Raw genomic sequence first — 19,853 nt, 5'->3', positions numbered from 1 at the left:
TGCGCGGGCCGGACGAAACGGGATGAGCATATCGCTGGACAACGCCCTCGGGATCCTGCCGCAGTCGGTCGACCTGCGTGCGCAGCGCATGGAAGTGCTGAGCTCGAACATCGCCAATGCGGACACCCCCGGTTACAAGGCGCGGGATCTCGATTTTCGCAGCGAGCTGGAGGCGGCCGCCGGGGGCGGTGGCGGGCAGCTGGCGATGAGCCAGACCCGCGCCGGTCATCAGGACGGCAGCGGTGGCGCGGGCGGCGCCGGCGGGGCGGAGATGAAATACCGCGTGCCGTCGCAGCCGTCGCTGGATGGCAACACCGTGGACCCGCAGATGGAACGGGCGGCCTTCGCGGAGAACTCGGTCAAGTACCAGAGCAGTCTCGAATTTCTTAACCGCCGGGTTTCCGGCATTCGCGATGCCTTCCAGGGCAATCGCTGAATCTGACGGGAGGCCTCAGCCGTGAGTGATCTGTTCAATCTTTTCAATACTTCGGCTTCCGCGCTGACAGCACAGTCGGCGCGACTGAATACGGTGTCCTCGAACCTGGCCAACGCCAATACGGCGGCGGGCAGTGCCGAGGAGGCCTATCGCGGAAAGCATGTCCTGTTTCAGGCGGTGATGGACCAGGCCAACCGCGACGGGACGGCGACACCCGTGCAGGTGGCGGGGATCGAGGAATCGGACGCCGAGCCGCACATGCACTACGAGCCGAACCATCCGAAGGCGAACGAAGAAGGCTATATTTTCCGGCCCGCGGTCAGCGTGGTGGAGGAGATGGCCAACATGATGTCGGCCTCGCGCAATTACGAAGCCAACGTCGAAGTCATGGACACCACCCGCCAGCTGATGCAGCGCACGCTGCAGATGGGCGGACAGGGCTAGGAGAACGCAGATGAACGGACTGACTCCCGACATGCTGGAAGGGGCGGGGATTCGTACCGACCGTCAGGCCCAGCGCGACCGTCAGGAAGCCGAGGGGCTGAATGACGAGCTGGGACAGGAGGACTTCCTCAAGCTGATGACCACCCAGCTGCAGAACCAGGACCCGTTCGAGCCGATGGAAAACGGGGACTTCATCGCGCAGATGGCGCAGTTCTCCAGCGTCACCGGGATCCAGGAGCTGAACGAGTCCTTCGAGGGCTTCGCCCAGTCGATGGGCCAGAACCAGGCGGTGCAGGGCGCGAACCTCGTTGGCAAGGACGTGCTGGTGCCGGTGGAGTTCGGCCAGCTGGGCCCCGAGGGCGGCATGAGCGGCGCGTTCGAGCTGGGGGCCTCGGCCGAGTCGGTGGAGCTCGAGATTATGAACGGGGCCGGCGAACGTGTGCGCAGCATGAATCTCGGCGCGATGGGCGCCGGGCTGCAGGACTTCCAGTGGGACGGGCTGACCGACAACGGCCAGCACGCACCGCCCGGGGTCTATGAGGTGCGGGCCACCGCGCGCAGTGGCGAGTCCACCGAATCGCTGGAGACCTTTCTCAACCAGCGCGTGGACAGCGTCTCCATGGGCGGCGAGAAAAACGGCCTGGCACTGAATGTGCAGGGTGTGGGCGAGATCGACTTTTCCGACGTGCGCCGGATCTCCGGCTGACGTTCGACGAAAAACCTGACGGAGGAACGGAACATGCCCTTCAACATCGGATTGAGCGGACTGAATTCGGCCCAGGCCGACCTGGACGTGACCGGCGACAACATCTCCAACTCGGGGACCACCGGGTTCAAGAAATCGCGCGCGGAATTCGGGGACGTCTATGCGCAGTCCTTCGGCGGGACCTCGCAGACCGCCACCGGTGCCGGCTCGCGCCTGCTGGCGGTGACCCAGCAGTTCACCCAGGGGCAGACCGAGTTCACCGAGAACGGTCTGGATCTGGCGATCGACGGCGAGGGCTTCTTCCAGCTCAATGACGGCGGCAATACCGTTTATTCGCGCGCCGGCGAGTTTCAGGTGGATCGCGAGGGATTCCTGGTGAACAGCCAGGGCCAGAACCTGCAGGGGTACATCGCCGAGGACGGTGATACCGATCCCGCGGATCTGGGCGGTACTCCGGGCAATCTGCAGCTACAGACCGGTGAGGGGGCGCCTCAGGTGACGTCCGATATCGAGGCCCGGCTGAATCTGCAGTCGGATTCCCCGGTGATCGAGGACGGCTTCGAGACCGATGACGGCGTGGCCGTCCCCGACAGTTACAACTTCTCCACCTCGCTGACGGTATACAACGGCCAGGGCGAGGCCCAGGACGCGGAGGTCTATTTCACCAAGACCGATGACAACGAGTGGGAGGCCTACGTCTCCGTCAACGGCGAGGTGGTCAATGAGGGCGATCCCAAGCAGCTGGCGTTCGATGCCAACGGCGAGCTGGACTTCGACGCGATGGATGACGACGACGCGACCTTTACCTTCACTCCCGGTGGCAACTTCGAGGATGACCACGAGATCACCATCGATTTCGCCGGTACGACCCAGTACGGCTCCGATTTCGGCGTCAGCGACCTCAATCAGGACGGATTTGCCCCGGGCACGCTGACCGACATCGATATCGACAACGAGGGCGTGGTGTTTGCGCGCTACAGCAACGGGCAGTCGGACGTGCTGGGCCAGGTGACGCTGGCCAATTTCGATAACCCGCAGGGTCTGGAACAGCTGGGCAACAACAACTGGGCGGAGACGTTCGCCTCCGGCGGGCCCACCCTGAACGCACCGGGTTCGGGCGGGACCGGGCAGATCCAGGCCGGAGCGCTGGAGGCCTCCAATGTGGATATTGCGCAGGAGCTGGTGAACCTGATCACCGCCCAGCGCAACTTCCAGGCCAACTCCCAGACCATCTCCACGGCCGACACCGTGACCCAGACCATCATCAATATCCGCTAGGGCGGTAACCGGAGGATCCTGCGGGAGGCCGAACCATGGACCGTTTTCTCTACATCGCGATGTCCGGGGCCCGGGAGACCGAGCACGCCCAGTCCGTCAACAACCACAACCTGGCGAACGCCAATACCGATGGCTTCCGTCAGGCGCTGGCGACCGCGGACACCGTCCCGGTGCGCGGACCGGTGTACGACACCCGCGACTACGTGCAGGTGGGGACCGAGGCGGCGGACTTCTCCAAGGGCACGCTGCGCAGCACCGGGCGCGACCTCGACGTGGCGATCAACGGCGACGGTTTCATCGCGGTGCAGGGCCCGGACGGTCAGGAAGGCTATACCCGCGCCGGCAATCTGCAGGTGGACGGCTTCGGCCTTTTGCGCACCGCCGACGGCATGCAGGTGATGGGGGACGGCGGCCCGATCGCGATCCCGCCATCGGAGAAGGTCGAGATCGGCACCGACGGGACCATCAGCGTGCGCCCGCAGGGGGCGCCGGCCGATGCGCTGGCGGCAGTCGAGCGCATCCGCCTGGTCAACCCGGACGTGGAGGACCTCGAGCGCGGGGATGACGGCCTCTTCCGCATGGCGGACGGCGGCGAGGCGCCGGCGGACGCCGACGTAACGCTGACCTCCGGCTCGCTGGAGAGCAGCAACGTGAACACCGTGGAGGCGCTGACCCGCATGATCGAGCTGTCCCGGACCTACGAGACGCAGGTCAAGATGATGGACACGGCCAACACGCTGGAACAGAGCAGCAACCGGCTGCTCGGCATGGGCTGACCCGGGGTCCCCCGGAGTCGCCGCGACTGACAGGAGAAACGCCATGAACCAGGCACTGTGGATTGCCAAGACCGGTCTCGACGCGCAGGACACGCGCATGTCGACCGTGTCCAACAACCTGGCCAACTCGAACACTACCGGCTTCAAGAAGGACCGGGCGGTGTTCGAGGACCTGATTTACCAGACCGTGCGCCAGCCCGGCGCCCAGGCCACCCAGGATCAGCAGCTGCCCTCGGGCCTGCAGATCGGCACCGGCGTGCGCACGGTCAGCACCGAGAAGATGTTCGAACAGGGCAACCTGCAGCAGACCGAGAACTCTCTGGACGTCGCCATCGAGGGCGACGGCTTCTTCCAGGTGCTGATGCCCAACGGCGACATTGGTTACACCCGCGATGGCAGCTTCCAGGTCAATTCCGACGGCCAGGTGGTGATGTCCAATGGCTATCCGCTGCAACCGGGCCTGTTTGTCCCGGATGATGCCGAGTCGATCGACATCGGCAAGGATGGCACCGTGACCGCGCGCATTACGGGGCAGGCCGAACCGGTGGACCTGGGCCAGATCCAGCTGGCGGACTTCGTGAACCCCGCCGGCCTCGAGGCGGTGGGCGAGAACATTTTCAAGGAGACCGCGGCCTCCGGGGTGGCGCAGCAGGCCAACCCCGGGCTCAACGGCGTGGGCACGGTGATCCAGGGGTCGCTCGAGACCTCCAACGTGAACATCGCCGAGGAGCTGGTGAACATGATCGAGACCCAGCGGGCCTACGAGGTGAACTCCAAGGCCATCTCCAGTGCCGACCAGGCGCTGCAGTTCATCAACCAGACCATCGGGTGACGCCATGAACGCCACGATTCCCGTCGCCTTCCGCCGCATGGCGGTCCCGCTGGTCTTCCTGCTGCTGGGCGGCTGCGCCAGCATGCCGCACGACGAGCGCCCGGGCGATGCGCCCGAGTATCAGGCGGTGGAACCGCCCGAGCCGGTCCCGCAGGCGCAGAACAACGGCAGCATCTTCCAGGCCTCGCAGTCGCAGGGACTGTTCACCGACACCACTGCCAGCCGGGTGGGCGACGTGCTCACCGTGATCCTGGCCGAGAGTACGGATGCGCAGAAATCCTCCTCGACCAGCACCTCCAAGGACTCGGAGCTTGATCTCGGCAATCTGGAGGCGTTCGGCGGCGAGGCCACGCGCTCCGGGCGTCCCCTGTTCGGCGCCAGCAACAACAGCTCGCGGGAATTCGACGGCGGGGGCGACTCCAGCCAGAGCAATCAGCTCGAGGGCGAGATCACCGTCACCGTGGCCGAGGTGCTGTCCAACGGGAACCTGGTGGTGCAGGGCGAGAAATGGCTGGGCATCAATCAGGGAGAGGAATACGTCCGGGTGCGCGGGATCGTGCGTCCGCAGGACGTGAGCGCCGACAACACGGTGCTCTCCGGCCAGCTCGCGGACGCCCGCATCTCTTACGGCGGGACCGGCTTCATCGCCGACAGCAACACCCCCGGGTGGATCACCCGGTTCTTCAACAGCCCGATCTGGCCTTTCTAGCATAAGGACGAGGTGACGCATGCAGGCAGGAATCCGACAGGCGATGCGCAGGAGGCTGCGGCAGGTCGCGGTGGCGGCCCTCTCCGCCGGGCTGCTGGTCACCCTCGGTGGCCAGGGGGTCTCCGCGCAGACCGCGATTCAGCAGCAGGCCCAGCAACAGGCCGGAGCCCAGCAGGGTGGCTCCGGCATCGTGGAACGGGTCAAGGATCTGGCCAGCGTGTCCGGGGTGCGCGAGAACCAGCTGATCGGGTACGGCCTGGTGGTGGGGCTGGACGGCACCGGCGACCAGACCACGCAGACGCCGTTTACCGTGCAGAGTCTTAACAATATGCTCACCCAGCTCGGTCTGAGCCCGGATGAGGATGCCAATCCCCAGCTGCAGAACACCGCGGCGGTGATGGTCACCGCCGACCTGCCGCCGTTCGCCCGGCCCGGGCAGGATATCGACGTCACCGTGTCGTCCATGGGCAACGCCGACTCCCTGCGCGGCGGCACCCTGCTGATGACCCCGCTGAAGGGGGCCGATGGCGAGACCTACGGCATCGCCCAGGGCAACCTGATCGTCGGCGGCTTCGACGCCGAGGGGGCCGACGGCTCCAGCATCACCGTTAACGTGCCCAGCGTCGGGCGGATCCCCAACGGGGCCTCGGTGGAGCGCGAAGTCCCCACCGCGTTCGCCGAAGGGGACACCGTGACCCTCAACCTCAATCGTCCGGACTTCACCACGGCCACGCGCCTGACCGAAGCAGTCAACGAGACCTTCGGCGCCGGCACCGCGCAGGCCGAGGACGGCTCGTCGGTCACGGTGCGTGCACCGACCGATCCCAGCCAGCGGGTCAGTTTCGTCGCCGAACTGGAAAACCTGCCGGTGGAACGCGGCGAGGCCCCCGCACGGGTAATCGTCAACTCGCGTACCGGCACCGTGGTGATCGGGTCCAACGTGCAGGTCTCGCCGGCCGCGGTGTCGCACGGCAGTCTGACCGTGACGATCACCGAGTCGCCGGAGGTGGTGCAGCCGCTGCCACTGGCGCCGGGCGAGACCGCGGTACAGCCGGAGACCGACATCGCGATCGAGGAGGAGAACAACCCGATGTTCCTGTTCGACGCGGGGACCTCGCTGGACGAGATCGTGCGCGCGGTGAACAACGTGGGCGCGGCACCCAGCGACCTGGTGGCCATCCTGCAGGCCCTGCGCGAGGCGGGCTCGCTGCGGGCGGAGCTGGTGGTGATCTGATGATCGGACCGAGCGACCAGGGCCGGATGCAGGCCAGTCAGGCGATGGCCTCCGATCCCTCGGGCCTGCACGATCTCACGCGGGCCGCACAGGGTGGCAGTCGCGAGGGCATGGAGTCGGTCGCGCGCGAGTTCGAGGCCATGCTGGTCGGCCAGATGCTCAAGCAGATGCGCGAGGCCTCGCTGGGCGACGGGATGTTCGAGAACGAACAGACCGAGATGTATCAGGAGATGTTCGATCAGGAGGTCGCGCGTTCGGCCAGTGAAGGCGAGGGTCTGGGGCTGCGCGAGGTGATCATGCGCGAGCTCGAACAGAACGCGCCTACCGATCCCGAGGTGCTGCACGACCCCGAGCGCCTGGACAACCTGGAGGCACCGCGGCGCAACGATTCGCTGCCGCCGCGCCGCGGCATTGATGACGACGCCGGCACGCAGGTCGATCCCGCCGAGGCCCCCGCCGGAACACGGACCGAGACGCCGGCCGAGACGCCGGCCGCGGCCCCGCAGGCTTCCGAGGCCGGCCGTCCGGAGCCCGTGGCACGGCCGATTGCCGCCGGCGACTGGCCACCGCGCAGCCCGGAGGAATTCGTGGACCGCCTGGGGCCGCTGGCGGAGGAGGCCGCGGAGGAGCTGGGCGTCGATCCATCGGTACTGCTGGCGCAGAGTGCGCTGGAGACCGGCTGGGGGCAGCACATGCCGAGTCGGGGGGACGGTGACCCCAGCTTCAACCTGTTCGGCATCAAGGCCGACCGCTCCTGGGACGGGGATGCGGTGTCGGTGGGAACGCTGGAATTCCGTGACGGCGTGGCCCAGCGCGAGCAGGCCCGCTTCCGTGCCTACGACGGTCCGGAACGGTCGTTCGCCGATTACGTTGATTTCATCCGCAGTAACCCGCGTTACGAAAAGGCGCTGCAGGCCGGCGATGACGCCACCTACGTGCGCGAACTGCAGGCGGCGGGGTATGCGACCGACCCGGAATACGCGGACAAGATCCTGGACCTGCGCGAGCGGGTCGCGCAGGTGCGCGAACCCGTCCATGCTCAAGTTTCGGCGGGATCCGCCGATAACCCGGCCGAGGGATAGAACATGCGTAACGGTGACAGACTGATCAATGAACCCCGCGGGTCACGGAGGATGGCGTCATGAGCTCCCTCAATATCGGGACGTCGGGCCTGCTGGCCTATCAACGGGCCATCGGCACCACCAGCAACAACATCGCCAATGCCTCCACCGAGGGGTATTCGCGCCAGGATACCTCGCTGGCCAACCGCCCGCCGCAGTTCCTGGGGGGTAACTTCCAGGGCCAGGGGGTGCAGGTCGACAACGTCCGGCGGATCTCCGACGAGTTCGTGAACCGCCAGCTCACCGACGCGACCACCACCGCCGCCGGCGCCGAGACCCGGGTGCAGATCGCCAATCGCATCGATGACCTGCTCGCGGACGAGTCCTCGGGCCTGCAGCCGGTGCTGGACAGCTATTTTGACGCGGCGCAGGACGTCAGCAGCGATCCGACCTCCAGTTCCGCGCGTGAGGTGTTCCGCACGGAGGCCGAATCGCTGGTGGAACGCCTGGGCTCCATTGACAGCCGTCTGCAGGAGCAGCGCGACATCGTCAATGGCCAGATCGAGACCGGGGTGCAGGAGGTCAACGATCTCGCCGAGTCACTGGCCGACGTGAACCGCGCGATCGTTTCCGGTTCCACCCAGGCCTCCCCCAACGACCTGCTCGACCAGCGTGACCGCCTGGTCAACGAACTGGCGGAAAAGGTGGACGTGCGCACCGTGGAGCAGGATGATGGCGCGCTGAACGTATTCGTCGGCAATGGCCAGTCGCTGGTGCTCGGCGGGGATGCGCGCGAGCTGCGCGCCGAGGCCCTGTCGGGAGACCCCGACCAGCTGGATATCGGCGTGCCCAGCGGTGACGGGACCGCCAGTATCTCGCGGTTCATCCAGGGCGGCGAGCTGGGGGCACTGCTGGAGACGCGCGGCGGCCTGATCGACGAGGCCCAGAACACCCTCGGCCAGATCGCGCATTCCCTGGGTGACAGCTTCAACCAGCAGAACCAGCTGGGTCTGGACCTCAACGGCGAGCAGGGCGGGCCGATCTTCTCGCTGGGCGAGCCGCAGGTGTGGGGTGCGGGGGATCCGAAGCCCGGTACCAATCCCGAGGTGAGCATCGAGGACGCCTCGGCCCTGACCACCGACGACTATCGCCTGCTGCGTGATGACGACGGGGAATACGAAGTTCGGCGCGCCTCGGACAACCGGGTTCTGGACGATTTCGAGATCGACGATGGGGTCCTGCGGATCGACGGGCTGGCGGTGGATCTGTCGGAGCTGGAAGGTGACGACAGCACCGGGGAATGGCTGATCCAGCCCACGCGTACCGGCGTCGGGCAGATGGATGTGCTGATGGAGGACGGCGACGAACTGGCGGCTGCGGCGGCCCTGCGGGCCGAGGAGGGCGCGGAAAACGTCGGCTCGGCGCAGGTGAGCGAGATCGCCGCGACGGACCCGGACCCCGATGGTGAGGCGTTTGACGGCAGTATCGACGGGCTGGAGATCACCTTCGACGGGGACGAGTTCGTGCGCTCGGACGGCGAGGAGCTGGAGACCGAGGAGGTGGACGACGGGGTCTATCGCCTCACCGGTGACGGCTGGGAAATGGAGATCCGTGGCACCCCCGAGGAAGACGACAGCTTCCAGGTCTTCACCAACGAGAATCGTGAAGGCGACAACCGCAACATGAAGGCGATGAACGAGCTCGCCGAGGCGGACCAGGTTGAAGGACGCCGCAATTTCGGCGACGCCTACAACAGCCTGATCGCCAGCGTTGGCACGCAGACCCGCCAGGCGCAGGTGGCCGAGGAATCGGCCAGCGCCCAGCTGGACCAGGCGCGCGAGCAGCGCGAGTCGGTATCCGGCGTGAATCTGGACGAAGAGGCGGCGGACCTGCTGCGCTATCAGCAGGCCTACCAGGCCTCGGCGCAGGTGATCCAGATCGGCAACAGCCTGTTCGACAGTCTGCTGGGCGCGGTGCGCGGCTGATGGGCCCACATCCGAACGGCGGTGTACAGAAGTTGACGGGATGCCGCGGCATCCGGGGATGAAACGATGCGCATATCGACCACCCAGATCTTCCAGACCGGGATCGACCAGATCCAGCGCAACCAGTCCGAGATGAACCGGACGTCGCTGCAGCTGGGCTCCGGTGAACGGATCCTCAGGCCCTCCGATGATCCCAGCGGCGCGACCCAGACCAACCAGTTCGAACGCATCATCAGTGCCACCGAGCAGTACCAGCGCAACATCGACAACGCGCAACCGCGCCTGAAACAGCAGGAGTCATTGCTGCAGTCGGGCACCGATGCCCTGCAGCGGGCGCGCGAACTGGTGGTGGCCGGCAACAACGACAGCCAGACCGACGAGACCCGGCGCTACCAGGCGAACGAGCTGCGCCAGCTGCGCGACGAGCTGTTCGAGATCGCCAATACCCGCGATCCCAACGGCGAGTACATCTTCGCCGGTACCAATTCGCTGGAGCAGCCGTTCAAGCAGGATGGCGAGGGGACGGTCCGCTATGAGGGTGCCGAGGGCACCGGCAGCGTGCGTGAGGTCGAGATCTCGCCGACCCGCACGGTTCCCGTCGGCGATACCGGCGCGGACGTGTTCATGAAAATCCCGGAGAATGACGGCCGGGTCACCGCCGAAATTGGTGGCGAAAATGGACTCGGAGACGGCAGCTCGCTGGTGATCGACAAGGCCGAGGTATACGACGTGCGCGAGCTTGATGGGAACGATTACACCATTCGGTTCGAGGAAGTCGGTGGCGAGATGACTTACAGCCTCCGCGATGTTGATGGCGACCTGGTGCTGGACGAGGATGATGAACCAGTTTTGAGTGAGGAAGCGTTCGTTCCGGGCGAATCCATTGACTTTTTCGGGCGTTCGGTGACGATCAGCGGAGACCCGGTCGAAGGTGACGAGGTGCTCTCGCGTCCGGCGGGCAACAAGGACATCTTCTCCACCCTGGATGACATCATCGCCGCGCTGGAGGACGGCACCGGTACGCGGGAGAACCGGGCCAACCTGGCCACCGCCACCAATACGGCCCTGGCCGACATGGATGCGGCGCTGGAAAACTTCAACGAGGTCCGGGCCGACCTGGGCTCGCGGCTGAAGACCATGGACGACCAGACCGAGCTCAATGAGGACCGGCTGCTGGATCTGGAAACCGCGGCCTCCGATATCCGCGACCTCGACTATGCCGAGGCCATCAGCCGCTTCAACCAGCAGCAGGTCGCGCTGCAGGCGGCGCAGCAGACCTACAGCGAGACCAGCCGGCTGTCGCTGTTCGATTTCATTTGACGCGCCGCGACCCGGCGGCGACGATGCCGGCGGATCTACACCGAGACCCCTGACATGGCCCAACGCGATTCCACCGGCAAGGGTGTGGCCGGTTCTACCGGGCGCCCGCCGCGCTACCTGCTGATCCTGCTCGGCCTGGCGATCATCTGGGCCGGATTCTGGGGCTGGGTGCAGCTGCAGTCGGGCGAGCCGAAGTCCGTGGAACTGGATGTCGAGGAGCAGCAGGCACTGGACGACAAGCTGCAGGCCCTGGAGCGCACGCGGGAACCGGCCGTGCCGCGTCCGGACGCCGAACGCGGCGGGGCGATCGTGGAACTGGACGACCCGGACGCCGAGCCGCTGATCCCCGAACTCTACGAGGAAGATGACGCCGCGCGCCGGATCGCGTTCTCCGAACGCGAACTCAACGCGCTGATCGCGCGCGATCCGGATCTGGCCAATCGCGTGTCGGTGCGCCTGACCCCGGGGCAGGTCAGCACCCGGGTACGGGTGGATGTCCCCGCCGAGGTCCCGCTGCTGGGCGGACGCACCCTGAACGTCAATTCCGGGGTGCACTTCGAGACCACCGAGGACGAGGGCGTGCGCGCGCGCCTGGTCGGGGTCAGTGTGGCCGGGATCCCGCTCCCGGATGCCTGGCTGGGCGGGCTGAAGGACGAAGACCTGCTGGCCCTGGAACCCTTCCGGGGCCTGCAGGCGGGGATCGAGTCGGTGGAGGTGGATGAGGGGGCGATGACCCTGCAGCTCGCCCCCTGACGGATCAAGTCACCACGTCGGGGCGCTCGCGGCCGGTCAGCGCCGGGATGTTGCCCAGTTCGCCGGCGGCGTCGATCAGCGGGCGCAGGGCTTCCTGCGCGTCCAGGGCCAGCCGGTCCGGGGCGGTCTCGTGCTGCTCGATGTACAGCCGCAGAGTGGCCCCCTCGGTGCCGGTGCCCGACAGCCGGAAGACGACGCGCGCGCCGCTCTCGAACATCACCCGCAGGCCCTGACCTTCGGCCACCGATCCGTCCACCGGGTCGGTGTAGGCGAAGTCGTCGGCGGCCCGGACCGTCTGTCCGGCGAGCGACTGTCCCGGCAGGGTGGCCAGCCGGTCACGCACGCGTTCCATCACCGCTTCTGCATGTTCGTTGCGGATCCCCTCGTAATCGTGCCGGGTGTAGTAGTGCCGGCCGAAACGCTCCCAGTGTTCACGCACGATGGTCTCCACCGACTGCCGGCGCACGGCCAGCAGGTTGAGCCAGAACAGGACCGCCCACAGGCCGTCCTTTTCGCGCACGTGGTCGGAACTGGTGCCGAAGCTCTCCTCGCCGCACAGGCGGATCCGCCCGTCGTCCAGCAGGTTGCCAAAGAACTTCCAGCCCGTGGGGGTCTCGTAGCAGGGGATGCCGCGGGCCTCGGCGACGGTGTCCACCGCCTGGCTGGTGGGCATGCTGCGCGCGACCCCGCGCAGGCCATCGGCAAAGGCCGGGATGTGGTGGGCATTGGCCGCCATCACCGCGAGGCTGTCGGACGGGGTGACGAAGAAATGCCGCCCGAGGATCATGTTGCGGTCGCCATCACCGTCCGAGGCGGCGCCGAAGTCCGGGGCGTCGCGGCCGAACATCGCCTCGCGCAGCAGCCGCGCATGGGTCAGATTGGGATCCGGGTGTCCGCCGCCGAAATCGCCCAGTGGTTCCGCGCGCAGGATGCTCTCCGGCGCAGCCCCCAGACGGTCCACCAGCAGGGCCTCGGCATACGGGCCGGTCACCGCGTGCATGGCATCGAAGCGCAGGCGGAAGTCGCCGGCCAGCAGCTCGCGGATCGCGTGGAAATCGAACAGCTGATCCATCAGGTCGGCGTAGGCGGCGACCGGGTCGATCACTTCCACGTCCATGCCGTTCAGGGCGGTCGCATGCAGGTGGTCCAGATCCACGTGCACTGCTTCCTTGAGGATGCGGTAGTGGGTGATGGCCTGGCTGCGGGCGTGGATGGCGTCGGTGACCGAGGGCGGGGCCGGGCCGCCGGCGGCGGTGTTGAACTTGATGCCGAAGTCGCCCTCCGGCCCGCCAGGATTGTGCGAGGCGGACAGGATCAGGGCCCCGGCTGCGCCGCGGCTGCGGATCAGGTGACTGGCCGCCGGCGTCGAGAGCAGCCCGCCACGCCCGACCACCACCCGGCCAACGCCGTTGGCGGCGGCCATGCGCAGGATGGTCTGGATCGCCTCGCGGTTGTGGAAGCGCCCGTCCCCGCCCAGCACCAGCTCGGCCCCTTCCAGCGCGGGCTGGCTGTCGAACACGGACTGGACGAAGTTCTCCAGATAATGTGGCTGGCGGAAGCGGGCGACGCGCTTGCGCAGGCCGGAGGTGCCGGGTTTCTGGTCTTCGAACGGATGGGTGGTGACGACGCTGATGTCCATGTGCTCCGCTGCTCCCTTGGCTTTGTTCCGACGTTAGCAGAAACCTCCGGGCGTTTCCGCCCCGGGCACCGGGTCGCCGGACGGGTCCGGGTAAGGGCTGTTAGACTCCGCCGCCATGTTGCTGGACAGCCGTACCCCCGCGTACCTCCAGCCGCGGCCGGTGACCTTCGCCGCGTTGATGGAGCTCTACGAGGACAACTATCTGCAGTTGCGCCGCCTGTGTCCCGATCCCGCCGCCGTGGGCGGACGGGCCGTCTCGCGCGTGGACGGGGCCCTCGATCTCCATCTGGAGGTGCTGGAGCGCACCCGTTATACCACTACGCTGCGCCTGACCTACCGCTTCGGCGAAGGCGACCGGGTGCGCGAGCAGCCGGACGTGCGGGTGCGCATGTTCCACGACGCCCGCCAGGCCGAGGTGCTGGGGCGCTACTGCCGCAGTACCGGGGAGGACCGGATGATCGATACCCTCGCGGGTCAGCCGGGCCTCGGCTGTCGCTGGCGGCACAACCGCTTCCTGTACAAGTGGCTGCGCTACTGCCTGCGCCAGGGGCATCGCTTCGTGGCCGACGGCTCGGCGGCCCCGGCCGCGCCGGTCAGTGGCGAGACCCCGGAGGTCTGAGCGCCGCCCGGGTCATCCCGGGGAATAGTCCAGCGGCAGCGCGGTGCGGTCCAGCACCCGGCGCAGCACGAAGCTGGAGTGCACGCTGTCCACCCCCTCCAGCCTGGTGATGCGCCGCAGCAGGAATTCCTGATAGGCATCCATGTCCGGGACCACCACCTGCAGCATGTAGTCGGCCGCCTGGCCGGTGATCAGGTAGCAGCGTTGCACCTCGGGGTAGGTGGCGACCGTTTCCTCGAAATGGGCGAAACGTTCCGGGGTGTGCCGATCCATGCCGATATGGATCAGCGCGGTCAGTTCCAGCCCCAGACGCCGCCGGTCCAGCAGGGCCACGCGCTGCAGGATGATCCCCGCATTCTCCAGCGCGCGCACCCGGCGCAGGCAGGGCGAGGGACTGAGCCCCACGCGCTCGGCCAGCGCCTGGTTGGAGATGCCGGCGTCCTCCTGCAGGATCTCGAGGATGCGGCGGTCGTAGCGATCGAGGCGGTGCAGTTCGTTTTCCATGAGCCGAATCTTGCGCGCAAGCGTCATCCGGCGCAATCCTATGGCGAAAAAGAAGCGGCATGGGGGTAATTCGCAATTCCCTGCGGCGAACTCTGCGTTATTCTGTTGTCCCAACAGGAAAGCCGTAAGCATCCGTATCAGGAGACAGATCGTCATGAGCTTCGATCACACCAAGTACGCCCCCTTCCCGCCGATCGACAAGTCGGACCGGCGCTGGCCCGCGCGCCGCACGACCGCGGCCCCGCGTTTCTGCGCGGTGGACCTGCGCGACGGCAACCAGGCGCTGGTGCACCCGATGAGCGTGGAGCAGAAGATGCGCTTCTTCGAGGTGCTCGTGGACATCGGGCTCAAGGAGATCGAGATCGGCTTTCCGGCCGCCTCGCAGATCGACTTCGACTTCACCCGCCGGCTGGTGGACGAGCAGCGCATCCCCGAGGGCGTGTACGTGCAGGTGCTGACGCAGGCGCGCGAGGACCTGATCGCCCGCACCTTCGAGGCGCTGGAGGGCGCGCCGCGCGCGGTGGTGCACGTGTACAACTCCACCAACCCGGCGCAGCGCGAGCAGGTCTTCCGCATGGACCGCGACGGCATCCGCGGCATCGCCGAGAACGGCGCGCGCTGGGTGCGCGACTATGCGGCGAAGTACCCGCAGACCGACTGGATCTTCCAGTACTCGCCGGAGAGCTTCTCCACCACCGAGCTGGACTACGCCGTCGAGGTGGTCGACGCGGTGACGGCGATCTGGCGTCCGGATCAGGGCCAGAAGGTGGTCATCAACCTGCCGGCCACGGTGGAGTCGGCCACGCCCAACGTGTTCGCCGACCAGGTGGAATGGTTCTGCGATCACGTGCAGCACCGCGAACATATCTGCGTGTCGCTGCACACGCATAACGATCGCGGCACCGGCGTGGCCGCGGCCGAGCTGGGTCTGCTGGCCGGGGCCGACCGGCTGGAGGGCACGCTGTTCGGCAATGGCGAGCGCACCGGCAACATGGACCTGGTCACCGTCGGCATGAACCTGTATTCGCAGGGCATCGACCCGACCATCGACCTGTCCGACATGGAGCGGTTGATGGAGGTGTACAAGGAATGCACCGACATGCCGATCCATCCGCGCCATCCCTGGGCGGGCGAGCTGGTGTACACCGCGTTCTCCGGCAGTCATCAGGACGCGATCCGCAAGGGTCTGGCGCATTACCGCGAGCATGGCGGCCACTGGAACGTGCCCTACCTGCCGATCGACCCGGGCGACCTGGGACGGCGTTACGAGGAAGTGGTGCGCATCAACTCGCAGTCCGGCAAGGGCGGGGTGACCCACGTGCTGGAGCGCGACTACGGCATCGAGCTGCCGCGCTGGCTGGCGGTGGAGTTCGCCCGCATCGTGCAGCAGGACGCCGAGGCCTCCGGCGAGGAAGTCACCTCGCAGCGCATCCACGAGCTGTTCGAGAAGCACTACCTGGCGCCGGTGCCGGGCTGGGATCTGGTGCGCTACGAAATGGAGAAGGAAGGGCCGGTGGTGCGCCTGGATGCCACCGTGGGCCCGCCCGGACAGGAGACCCGCCTGAACGGGGCCGGCCACGGCGCGGTGGAGGCGCTGGCCGAGGCGTTGCACGCCAGCCGCGGCGTGGAGGTGCGCGTCAGTCATTTCGACGAGCACGCGGTGGAGGCCGGGACCGAGGCGCGCGCGATGGCCGCGGTGGATGTCTCGGTGGACGGCGAGCGCTCGGTGGGCGTGGCCCTGGGCGAGGACACCACCGCCGCGACCCTGCAGGCGGTCCTGAACGCCGCCGGCCGGCGCCTGGGCAATGAGGCCCCGCGCATCCCGGATGCGGTGATGGCCGCGGCCAGCGCCTGAACCGCTCGGCGCAGACGGACCGAGCGATCGCGGCGCCGCGGTCGCAGGGGCTTCATGGCAAACCCCGTGTCGCACGAGCGGCGCGGGGTTTTTTGGTGATCTGGCGCCTGTGTTTCGGTGAGTGGTCTACCTTCGATGAAGCGGCCGGGGGCCGCGCAACGGCGGGAGGTGGAACATGAAACGGTGGATTCTGTTTTTGCTGCTGCTGGGCTGGACTCCCGGCCTGACGGCTTCGCCACCGGATGCGACGCAGGAACCGGAGCTCGATCGCGAAACGCTTCAGCAGATGGTGCGGCACAGCGCCGAGGTGTTCCGGATCGAGGACGGGGTGAGCGTCGAGGAGGCGGTGGAGTCGATGCAGCTGCGGGCCAATCTGCGCAACTTTCAGGAAGTGGCGAACCTGCCGCTTTCCGATCAGGTGACGGCCATGGGCGGCGAGGGCAACTACATGCGCATTCTGGCGTTCTGTGATGCCCTGATCGCCAATCAAATGGTGCAGCACGACATCATCTTCGCCAGTTTCCTGCCGTGTCGCATCGCGGTGGTGGAGGATGACGAGGGCCAGGGCTGGATCGTGACCACCAACATGGACATGATGCTGCATGCCACGGATCTGCCGGAGGATCTGGAAGAGGTCGCGCGCGAGGTGAGAGACACCATCTACAGCATCGTCGAAGCCGGCCGCACCGGCGATTTCTGAGCATGAGTCGACGGCCACGGCGGGGTGCGCGTTGCCCCGCCGTGGCGTAATGTGGCGTTCATGCTTTTTCTCTACACTCCCCGCCGCGATGAGCAAGGCGGCCCCCAGGGAAACACTGATCCATGTACACGCTCGCGTTGGCACCCCGGGTTTTCCGAGACAAGGCGCGGTGCCCAGCCGGTAGTGGTTCTACCGGCAAGGGCCGCAACGCAGGATCGGGGAACCCGGGGTGTCAACCCCGAAGGGGCTCGGCCGCTTTTGTGCGCGCACGGCGTTGCGGCTCCCTTGTGCAGAATGACTGCATGGCGGTCACCGCGTCTTGGTCGCACGCAAAAGCGACTCGAGCGCGAGCGTGTACATGAATCAGCGTTTCCCTGGTCCGGATCCTGACGCTTCGCCGGTACTCGGCGTGGGCGCCTACGCGCGCATCACCGCGAACTACTGGGCGTTCACCATCACCGACGGCGCGATCCGCATGCTGGTCGTGCTGTTCTTCCACCAGCTGGGCTACAGCCCGCTGGAGATCGCCTTCCTGTTCCTGTTCTACGAGCTGTTCGGGGTGGTCACCAACCTGACGGGCGGCTGGCTGGCCGCGCGGCTGGGGGTGAACACGACGATGATCGGCGGGACGGTGTTGCAGGTCGCCGCGCTGTTGATGCTCACGGTGCCCGAGGCGTGGCTGGGCGTGGCGTACGTGATGTTCGCGCAGGCCCTGTCGGGGATCGCCAAGGATCTGAACAAGATGAGTGCGAAATCCGGGGTGAAGCTGGTCGCCGGCGACGGCGAAGGGCGGCTGTTTCGCTGGGTCGCGGTGCTCACCGGCTCCAAGAACGCGCTGAAGGGGGTCGGTTTCTTCGTCGGTGGCGCGCTGCTGTACTCGGTCGGGTTCCAGATGGCGCTGGTGGTCCTGGCCGGGATGCTCGCCGTGGTGATGCTGTTCTCGGTGGTCGGGCTGCCGCGTGGCCTTGGCAAGGTCGGCGGCAAGCCGAAGTTCACCCGGATGTTCTCGAACTCCACCGCGATCAACGTGCTCTCGGCCGCGCGCTTTTTCCTGTTTGGCGCGCGCGATGTCTGGTTCGTGGTCGCGCTGCCGGTGTTCCTGAGCGCGACGCTGGACTGGAACCACATGCAGGTGGGGGCGTTTCTGGCGCTGTGGGTGATCGGCTACGGCATCGTGCAGGCCTCGGTGCCGCGCCTGCTGGGCAGGGGCGGGCTGCATCCGACCGGGCTGACCGCGCGTCTGTGGGCGTTCGTTCTCATGCTGCTGCCGCTGGCCATCGTGATCGGCCTGGAGGCCGGCCTGGATCCGGCCTGGGTGCTGATGGTCGGGCTGGGCGTGTTCGGCGTGGTGTTCGCCATCAACTCGGCCGTGCACTCGTTCCTGATCCTCGACTACGCCGAGGCCGACCGGGTCGCGATGAAGGTCGGCTTCTACTACATGGCCAATGCCGGGGGGCGTCTGGTCGGAACCGTCGCCTCCGGCGCGATCTTCATGCTCTGGGGGCTGGAGGGGGCGCTGGTGGCTTCCACGCTGTTTGTCTTTGCCGCCTGGATGATCTCCTCGGCGCTGCCGCGCGAGGCCCTGCACGCCTGAGCGAATCCCCGTGCCGGTCACGGTATGCCTCTGGTACGCTCACAGCTGTCGTGGGATCCTGCACTGTCAATATCCATTCGAAGGGGAAGCGGGTGGCCGATCGTCCCAGCTACATGCCGTATGGCGGTCTCCCGGTGTCGCTGCCGCGCCCTTCCCCGTGGACGGCCGAGTTCCCGGACCGGGAGCTGGAAGGACGTTTTCGCAGCGAGCGTTCGCGCGGGATGCGGGGGACGTTCCTGGTAGTCCTCGTGCTGATACTGGCCATGCTGGGGGCGCTGGTTCCGCTGGATCTGGCGCGTCTGGAGGCCGAATGGCTTTCGCTTGCGCTGGGGCTGCGAGGGATCTTCGCGGTGATGCTCGTGGCGGCGGCGGTGAGTGTCTGGCGCTGGCCGGAACGCCTGCTCACCGCTGCCCCGCTGACCGGCATCGGCGTGACGCTTCTGACCCTCGCGCTGACCTTTGTCTATGGACTGGAACACTCGAATCCGGCGCTGGACGTCAGCCAGTTCGCGTTTGTCGGGGTGGTGTTCGTGCTGCTGCTGCCGAACACCGGCCGCTGGCGCTGGGGTCTCACCGCGGTGCTGTTGCTCGCCACCTGGGGCGTGGTGCTTGGCAGTGCTGCCGGCGCCGAGGAAGCGGAGGCCCGACTGGCGGGGCTGTTTGTCTCCTTCGTGCTGCTTGCGCTGCTGGCCATCGCGCATCGCGAGGATACATTGCGCCACTGGCAGTTTGCGGCCATGGACCGGCTGGTGCGGATGTCCACCACGGATCCGCTGACCGGCGTGGCCAACCGGCGCGGATTCTTCGATGCCGCCGAGGCGGCCCGCCATCGCACGCGTCTGGAGGAGGAGCCGCTGACGGTCGTGCTGCTGGATCTCGACCACTTCAAGGGTGTGAACGATCGCCACGGTCATGCCGTCGGTGACGAGGTCCTGCGTCGGACGGCGCGGGTGCTGGGCGATGCCCTGAAGCCCGGCGAGACCCTGGCCCGGCTGGGCGGGGAGGAGTTCGGGGTGCTGCTGCCCGGCGTGCCGCTGGAACGGGCGGAGAAGCGCGCGCAGGGCCTGCGTTCCGAGGTCGAAGCACTTTGCGTACAGAGCGGGAACGCGGTGGTGCGCATGACCGCGAGCGTGGGAGTGGCCGCCTGGATGCCGGAGGAATCGGTCGATGCCGTTCTGGCCCGGGCGGACCTGGGTATGTACGAAGCCAAGGCCGAAGGGCGCAACTGTGTGCGCGTGCAGGCCGACGACGCCGCCTGAGGGAAACACTGATCAATGTACACGTTCGCGCTCGAGTCGCTTTTGCGTGCGAACAAGGCGCGGCGACCGCCGTGCAGTCATTCTGCACAAGGGAGCCGCAACGCCGTGCGCGCGCCCGTTTTTGATCAACAACGGGCGGCCGAGCCCCT

General features: G+C 67.1%; 19 protein-coding genes. 17 read left to right on the top strand and 2 right to left on the bottom strand.

From position 1 onward, the window contains the following. Nucleotides 1-22: 22 nt before the first annotated feature. The 12 genes from flgB to C998_RS0112480 all read left to right on the top strand — a co-directional run bounded on the left by flgB (nt 23) and on the right by C998_RS0112480 (nt 11,534). On the top strand, nt 23-436 hold the full coding sequence (gene flgB / locus C998_RS0112535) for a flagellar basal body rod protein FlgB (RefSeq protein ID WP_018871223.1): 414 nt from the start codon (nt 23-25) through the stop codon (nt 434-436). A 21-nt stretch (nt 437-457) separates the two neighbouring features. Beyond that, entirely contained in the window at nt 458-880 is a 423-nt protein-coding gene (flgC, locus tag C998_RS0112530) for a flagellar basal body rod protein FlgC (RefSeq protein ID WP_018871222.1), read from the top strand. A 10-nt stretch (nt 881-890) separates the two neighbouring features. Next, nucleotides 891-1,586, top strand: coding sequence for a flagellar hook assembly protein FlgD (locus C998_RS0112525; RefSeq protein WP_018871221.1), 696 nt, complete (start codon nt 891-893; stop codon nt 1,584-1,586). A gap of 33 nt (nt 1,587-1,619) precedes the next feature. Beyond that, entirely contained in the window at nt 1,620-2,864 is a 1,245-nt protein-coding gene (flgE, locus tag C998_RS0112520; protein ID WP_018871220.1) for a flagellar hook protein FlgE, read from the top strand. A 35-nt stretch (nt 2,865-2,899) separates the two neighbouring features. Beyond that, on the top strand, nt 2,900-3,640 hold the full coding sequence (flgF, locus tag C998_RS0112515) for a flagellar basal-body rod protein FlgF (RefSeq protein WP_018871219.1): 741 nt from the start codon (nt 2,900-2,902) through the stop codon (nt 3,638-3,640). A gap of 43 nt (nt 3,641-3,683) precedes the next feature. After that, entirely contained in the window at nt 3,684-4,472 is a 789-nt protein-coding gene (gene flgG, locus C998_RS0112510; protein WP_018871218.1) for a flagellar basal-body rod protein FlgG, read from the top strand. 37 nt (nt 4,473-4,509) lie between these two features. Further along, entirely contained in the window at nt 4,510-5,181 is a 672-nt protein-coding gene (gene flgH / locus C998_RS0112505; protein ID WP_026279622.1) for a flagellar basal body L-ring protein FlgH, read from the top strand. A gap of 19 nt (nt 5,182-5,200) precedes the next feature. Then, on the top strand, nt 5,201-6,415 hold the full coding sequence (locus C998_RS0112500; RefSeq protein WP_026279621.1) for a flagellar basal body P-ring protein FlgI: 1,215 nt from the start codon (nt 5,201-5,203) through the stop codon (nt 6,413-6,415). After that, the gene (gene flgJ / locus C998_RS0112495; protein ID WP_018871215.1) at nt 6,415-7,497 is read left to right on the top strand and encodes a flagellar assembly peptidoglycan hydrolase FlgJ; all 1,083 of its coding nucleotides are present in this window, start codon (nt 6,415-6,417) and stop codon (nt 7,495-7,497) included. Before C998_RS0112500 ends, flgJ begins: the two co-directional genes overlap by 1 nt. A 59-nt stretch (nt 7,498-7,556) precedes the next feature. Continuing rightward, a complete protein-coding gene (flgK, locus tag C998_RS0112490; protein ID WP_018871214.1) occupies nt 7,557-9,461 on the top strand; it encodes a flagellar hook-associated protein FlgK in 1,905 nt (634 codons plus the stop codon). A 66-nt stretch (nt 9,462-9,527) separates the two neighbouring features. Beyond that, the gene (gene flgL / locus C998_RS0112485; protein ID WP_018871213.1) at nt 9,528-10,781 is read left to right on the top strand and encodes a flagellar hook-associated protein FlgL; all 1,254 of its coding nucleotides are present in this window, start codon (nt 9,528-9,530) and stop codon (nt 10,779-10,781) included. 54 nt (nt 10,782-10,835) lie between these two features. Then, nucleotides 10,836-11,534 carry a hypothetical protein gene (locus C998_RS0112480; protein WP_018871212.1) on the top strand — a complete coding sequence of 233 codons (699 nt, stop codon included), beginning with the start codon at nt 10,836-10,838 and terminating at the stop codon, nt 11,532-11,534. 4 nt (nt 11,535-11,538) lie between these two features. Here C998_RS0112480 and C998_RS0112475 read toward each other — a convergent pair whose 3' ends face one another. Further along, on the bottom strand, nt 11,539-13,173 hold the full coding sequence (locus C998_RS0112475) for an alpha-D-glucose phosphate-specific phosphoglucomutase (protein ID WP_018871211.1): 1,635 nt from the start codon (nt 13,171-13,173) through the stop codon (nt 11,539-11,541). A 115-nt stretch (nt 13,174-13,288) separates the two neighbouring features. On the opposite strand from C998_RS0112475, the gene C998_RS0112470 reads away from it, so the two are divergent. Further along, nucleotides 13,289-13,792, top strand: a complete 504-nt coding sequence (locus C998_RS0112470; RefSeq protein ID WP_018871210.1) for a DUF1249 domain-containing protein — start codon at nt 13,289-13,291, stop codon at nt 13,790-13,792. Between the two features lie 12 nt (nt 13,793-13,804). Here the strand turns inward: C998_RS0112470 and C998_RS0112465 are convergent, their stop codons facing one another. Beyond that, nucleotides 13,805-14,296, bottom strand: coding sequence for an Lrp/AsnC family transcriptional regulator (locus tag C998_RS0112465; RefSeq protein ID WP_019022242.1), 492 nt, complete (start codon nt 14,294-14,296; stop codon nt 13,805-13,807). 154 nt (nt 14,297-14,450) lie between these two features. Here C998_RS0112465 and C998_RS0112460 point away from each other — a divergent pair, with 154 nt between their 5' ends. The 4 genes from C998_RS0112460 (at nt 14,451) to C998_RS0112445 (ending at nt 19,704) form a co-directional block, all read left to right on the top strand. Then, complete coding sequence (locus C998_RS0112460; RefSeq protein WP_018871208.1) at nt 14,451-16,151, top strand: 2-isopropylmalate synthase; 1,701 nt, start codon at nt 14,451-14,453, stop codon at nt 16,149-16,151. Between the two features lie 175 nt (nt 16,152-16,326). Next, complete coding sequence (locus C998_RS0112455; RefSeq protein ID WP_018871207.1) at nt 16,327-16,851, top strand: DUF302 domain-containing protein; 525 nt, start codon at nt 16,327-16,329, stop codon at nt 16,849-16,851. A gap of 358 nt (nt 16,852-17,209) precedes the next feature. Further along, the gene (gene arsJ, locus C998_RS0112450; RefSeq protein ID WP_026279620.1) at nt 17,210-18,445 is read left to right on the top strand and encodes an organoarsenical effux MFS transporter ArsJ; all 1,236 of its coding nucleotides are present in this window, start codon (nt 17,210-17,212) and stop codon (nt 18,443-18,445) included. Between the two features lie 92 nt (nt 18,446-18,537). Next, a complete protein-coding gene (locus C998_RS0112445) occupies nt 18,538-19,704 on the top strand; it encodes a GGDEF domain-containing protein (protein WP_018871205.1) in 1,167 nt (388 codons plus the stop codon). The last annotated feature ends 149 nt before the right edge of the window (nt 19,705-19,853 follow it).

It is taken from the genome of Thioalkalivibrio sp. ALgr3 (assembly GCF_000377325.1).
Classification (GTDB): Bacteria; Pseudomonadota; Gammaproteobacteria; order Ectothiorhodospirales; family Ectothiorhodospiraceae; genus Thioalkalivibrio.
This window is presented reverse-complemented; position numbering and strand designations above follow the sequence as displayed.

What these genes read in the sequence shown, in the direction of transcription:
- flgB (WP_018871223.1), top strand. Translation starts at nt 23, where the DNA reads ATGAGCATATCGCTGGACAACGCCCTCGGGATCCTGCCGCAGTCGGTC.
- C998_RS0112525 (WP_018871221.1), top strand. Translation starts at nt 891, where the DNA reads ATGAACGGACTGACTCCCGACATGCTGGAAGGGGCGGGGATTCGTACC.
- flgE (WP_018871220.1), top strand. Translation starts at nt 1,620, where the DNA reads ATGCCCTTCAACATCGGATTGAGCGGACTGAATTCGGCCCAGGCCGAC.
- flgF (WP_018871219.1), top strand. Translation starts at nt 2,900, where the DNA reads ATGGACCGTTTTCTCTACATCGCGATGTCCGGGGCCCGGGAGACCGAG.
- flgG (WP_018871218.1), top strand. Translation starts at nt 3,684, where the DNA reads ATGAACCAGGCACTGTGGATTGCCAAGACCGGTCTCGACGCGCAGGAC.
- flgH (WP_026279622.1), top strand. Translation starts at nt 4,510, where the DNA reads ATGGCGGTCCCGCTGGTCTTCCTGCTGCTGGGCGGCTGCGCCAGCATG.
- C998_RS0112500 (WP_026279621.1), top strand. Translation starts at nt 5,201, where the DNA reads ATGCAGGCAGGAATCCGACAGGCGATGCGCAGGAGGCTGCGGCAGGTC.
- flgJ (WP_018871215.1), top strand. Translation starts at nt 6,415, where the DNA reads ATGATCGGACCGAGCGACCAGGGCCGGATGCAGGCCAGTCAGGCGATG.
- flgK (WP_018871214.1), top strand. Translation starts at nt 7,557, where the DNA reads ATGAGCTCCCTCAATATCGGGACGTCGGGCCTGCTGGCCTATCAACGG.
- flgL (WP_018871213.1), top strand. Translation starts at nt 9,528, where the DNA reads ATGCGCATATCGACCACCCAGATCTTCCAGACCGGGATCGACCAGATC.
- C998_RS0112480 (WP_018871212.1), top strand. Translation starts at nt 10,836, where the DNA reads ATGGCCCAACGCGATTCCACCGGCAAGGGTGTGGCCGGTTCTACCGGG.
- C998_RS0112475 (WP_018871211.1), bottom strand. Translation starts at nt 13,173, where the DNA reads ATGGACATCAGCGTCGTCACCACCCATCCGTTCGAAGACCAGAAACCC.
- C998_RS0112470 (WP_018871210.1), top strand. Translation starts at nt 13,289, where the DNA reads ATGTTGCTGGACAGCCGTACCCCCGCGTACCTCCAGCCGCGGCCGGTG.
- C998_RS0112465 (WP_019022242.1), bottom strand. Translation starts at nt 14,296, where the DNA reads ATGGAAAACGAACTGCACCGCCTCGATCGCTACGACCGCCGCATCCTC.
- C998_RS0112460 (WP_018871208.1), top strand. Translation starts at nt 14,451, where the DNA reads ATGAGCTTCGATCACACCAAGTACGCCCCCTTCCCGCCGATCGACAAG.
- C998_RS0112455 (WP_018871207.1), top strand. Translation starts at nt 16,327, where the DNA reads ATGAAACGGTGGATTCTGTTTTTGCTGCTGCTGGGCTGGACTCCCGGC.
- arsJ (WP_026279620.1), top strand. Translation starts at nt 17,210, where the DNA reads ATGAATCAGCGTTTCCCTGGTCCGGATCCTGACGCTTCGCCGGTACTC.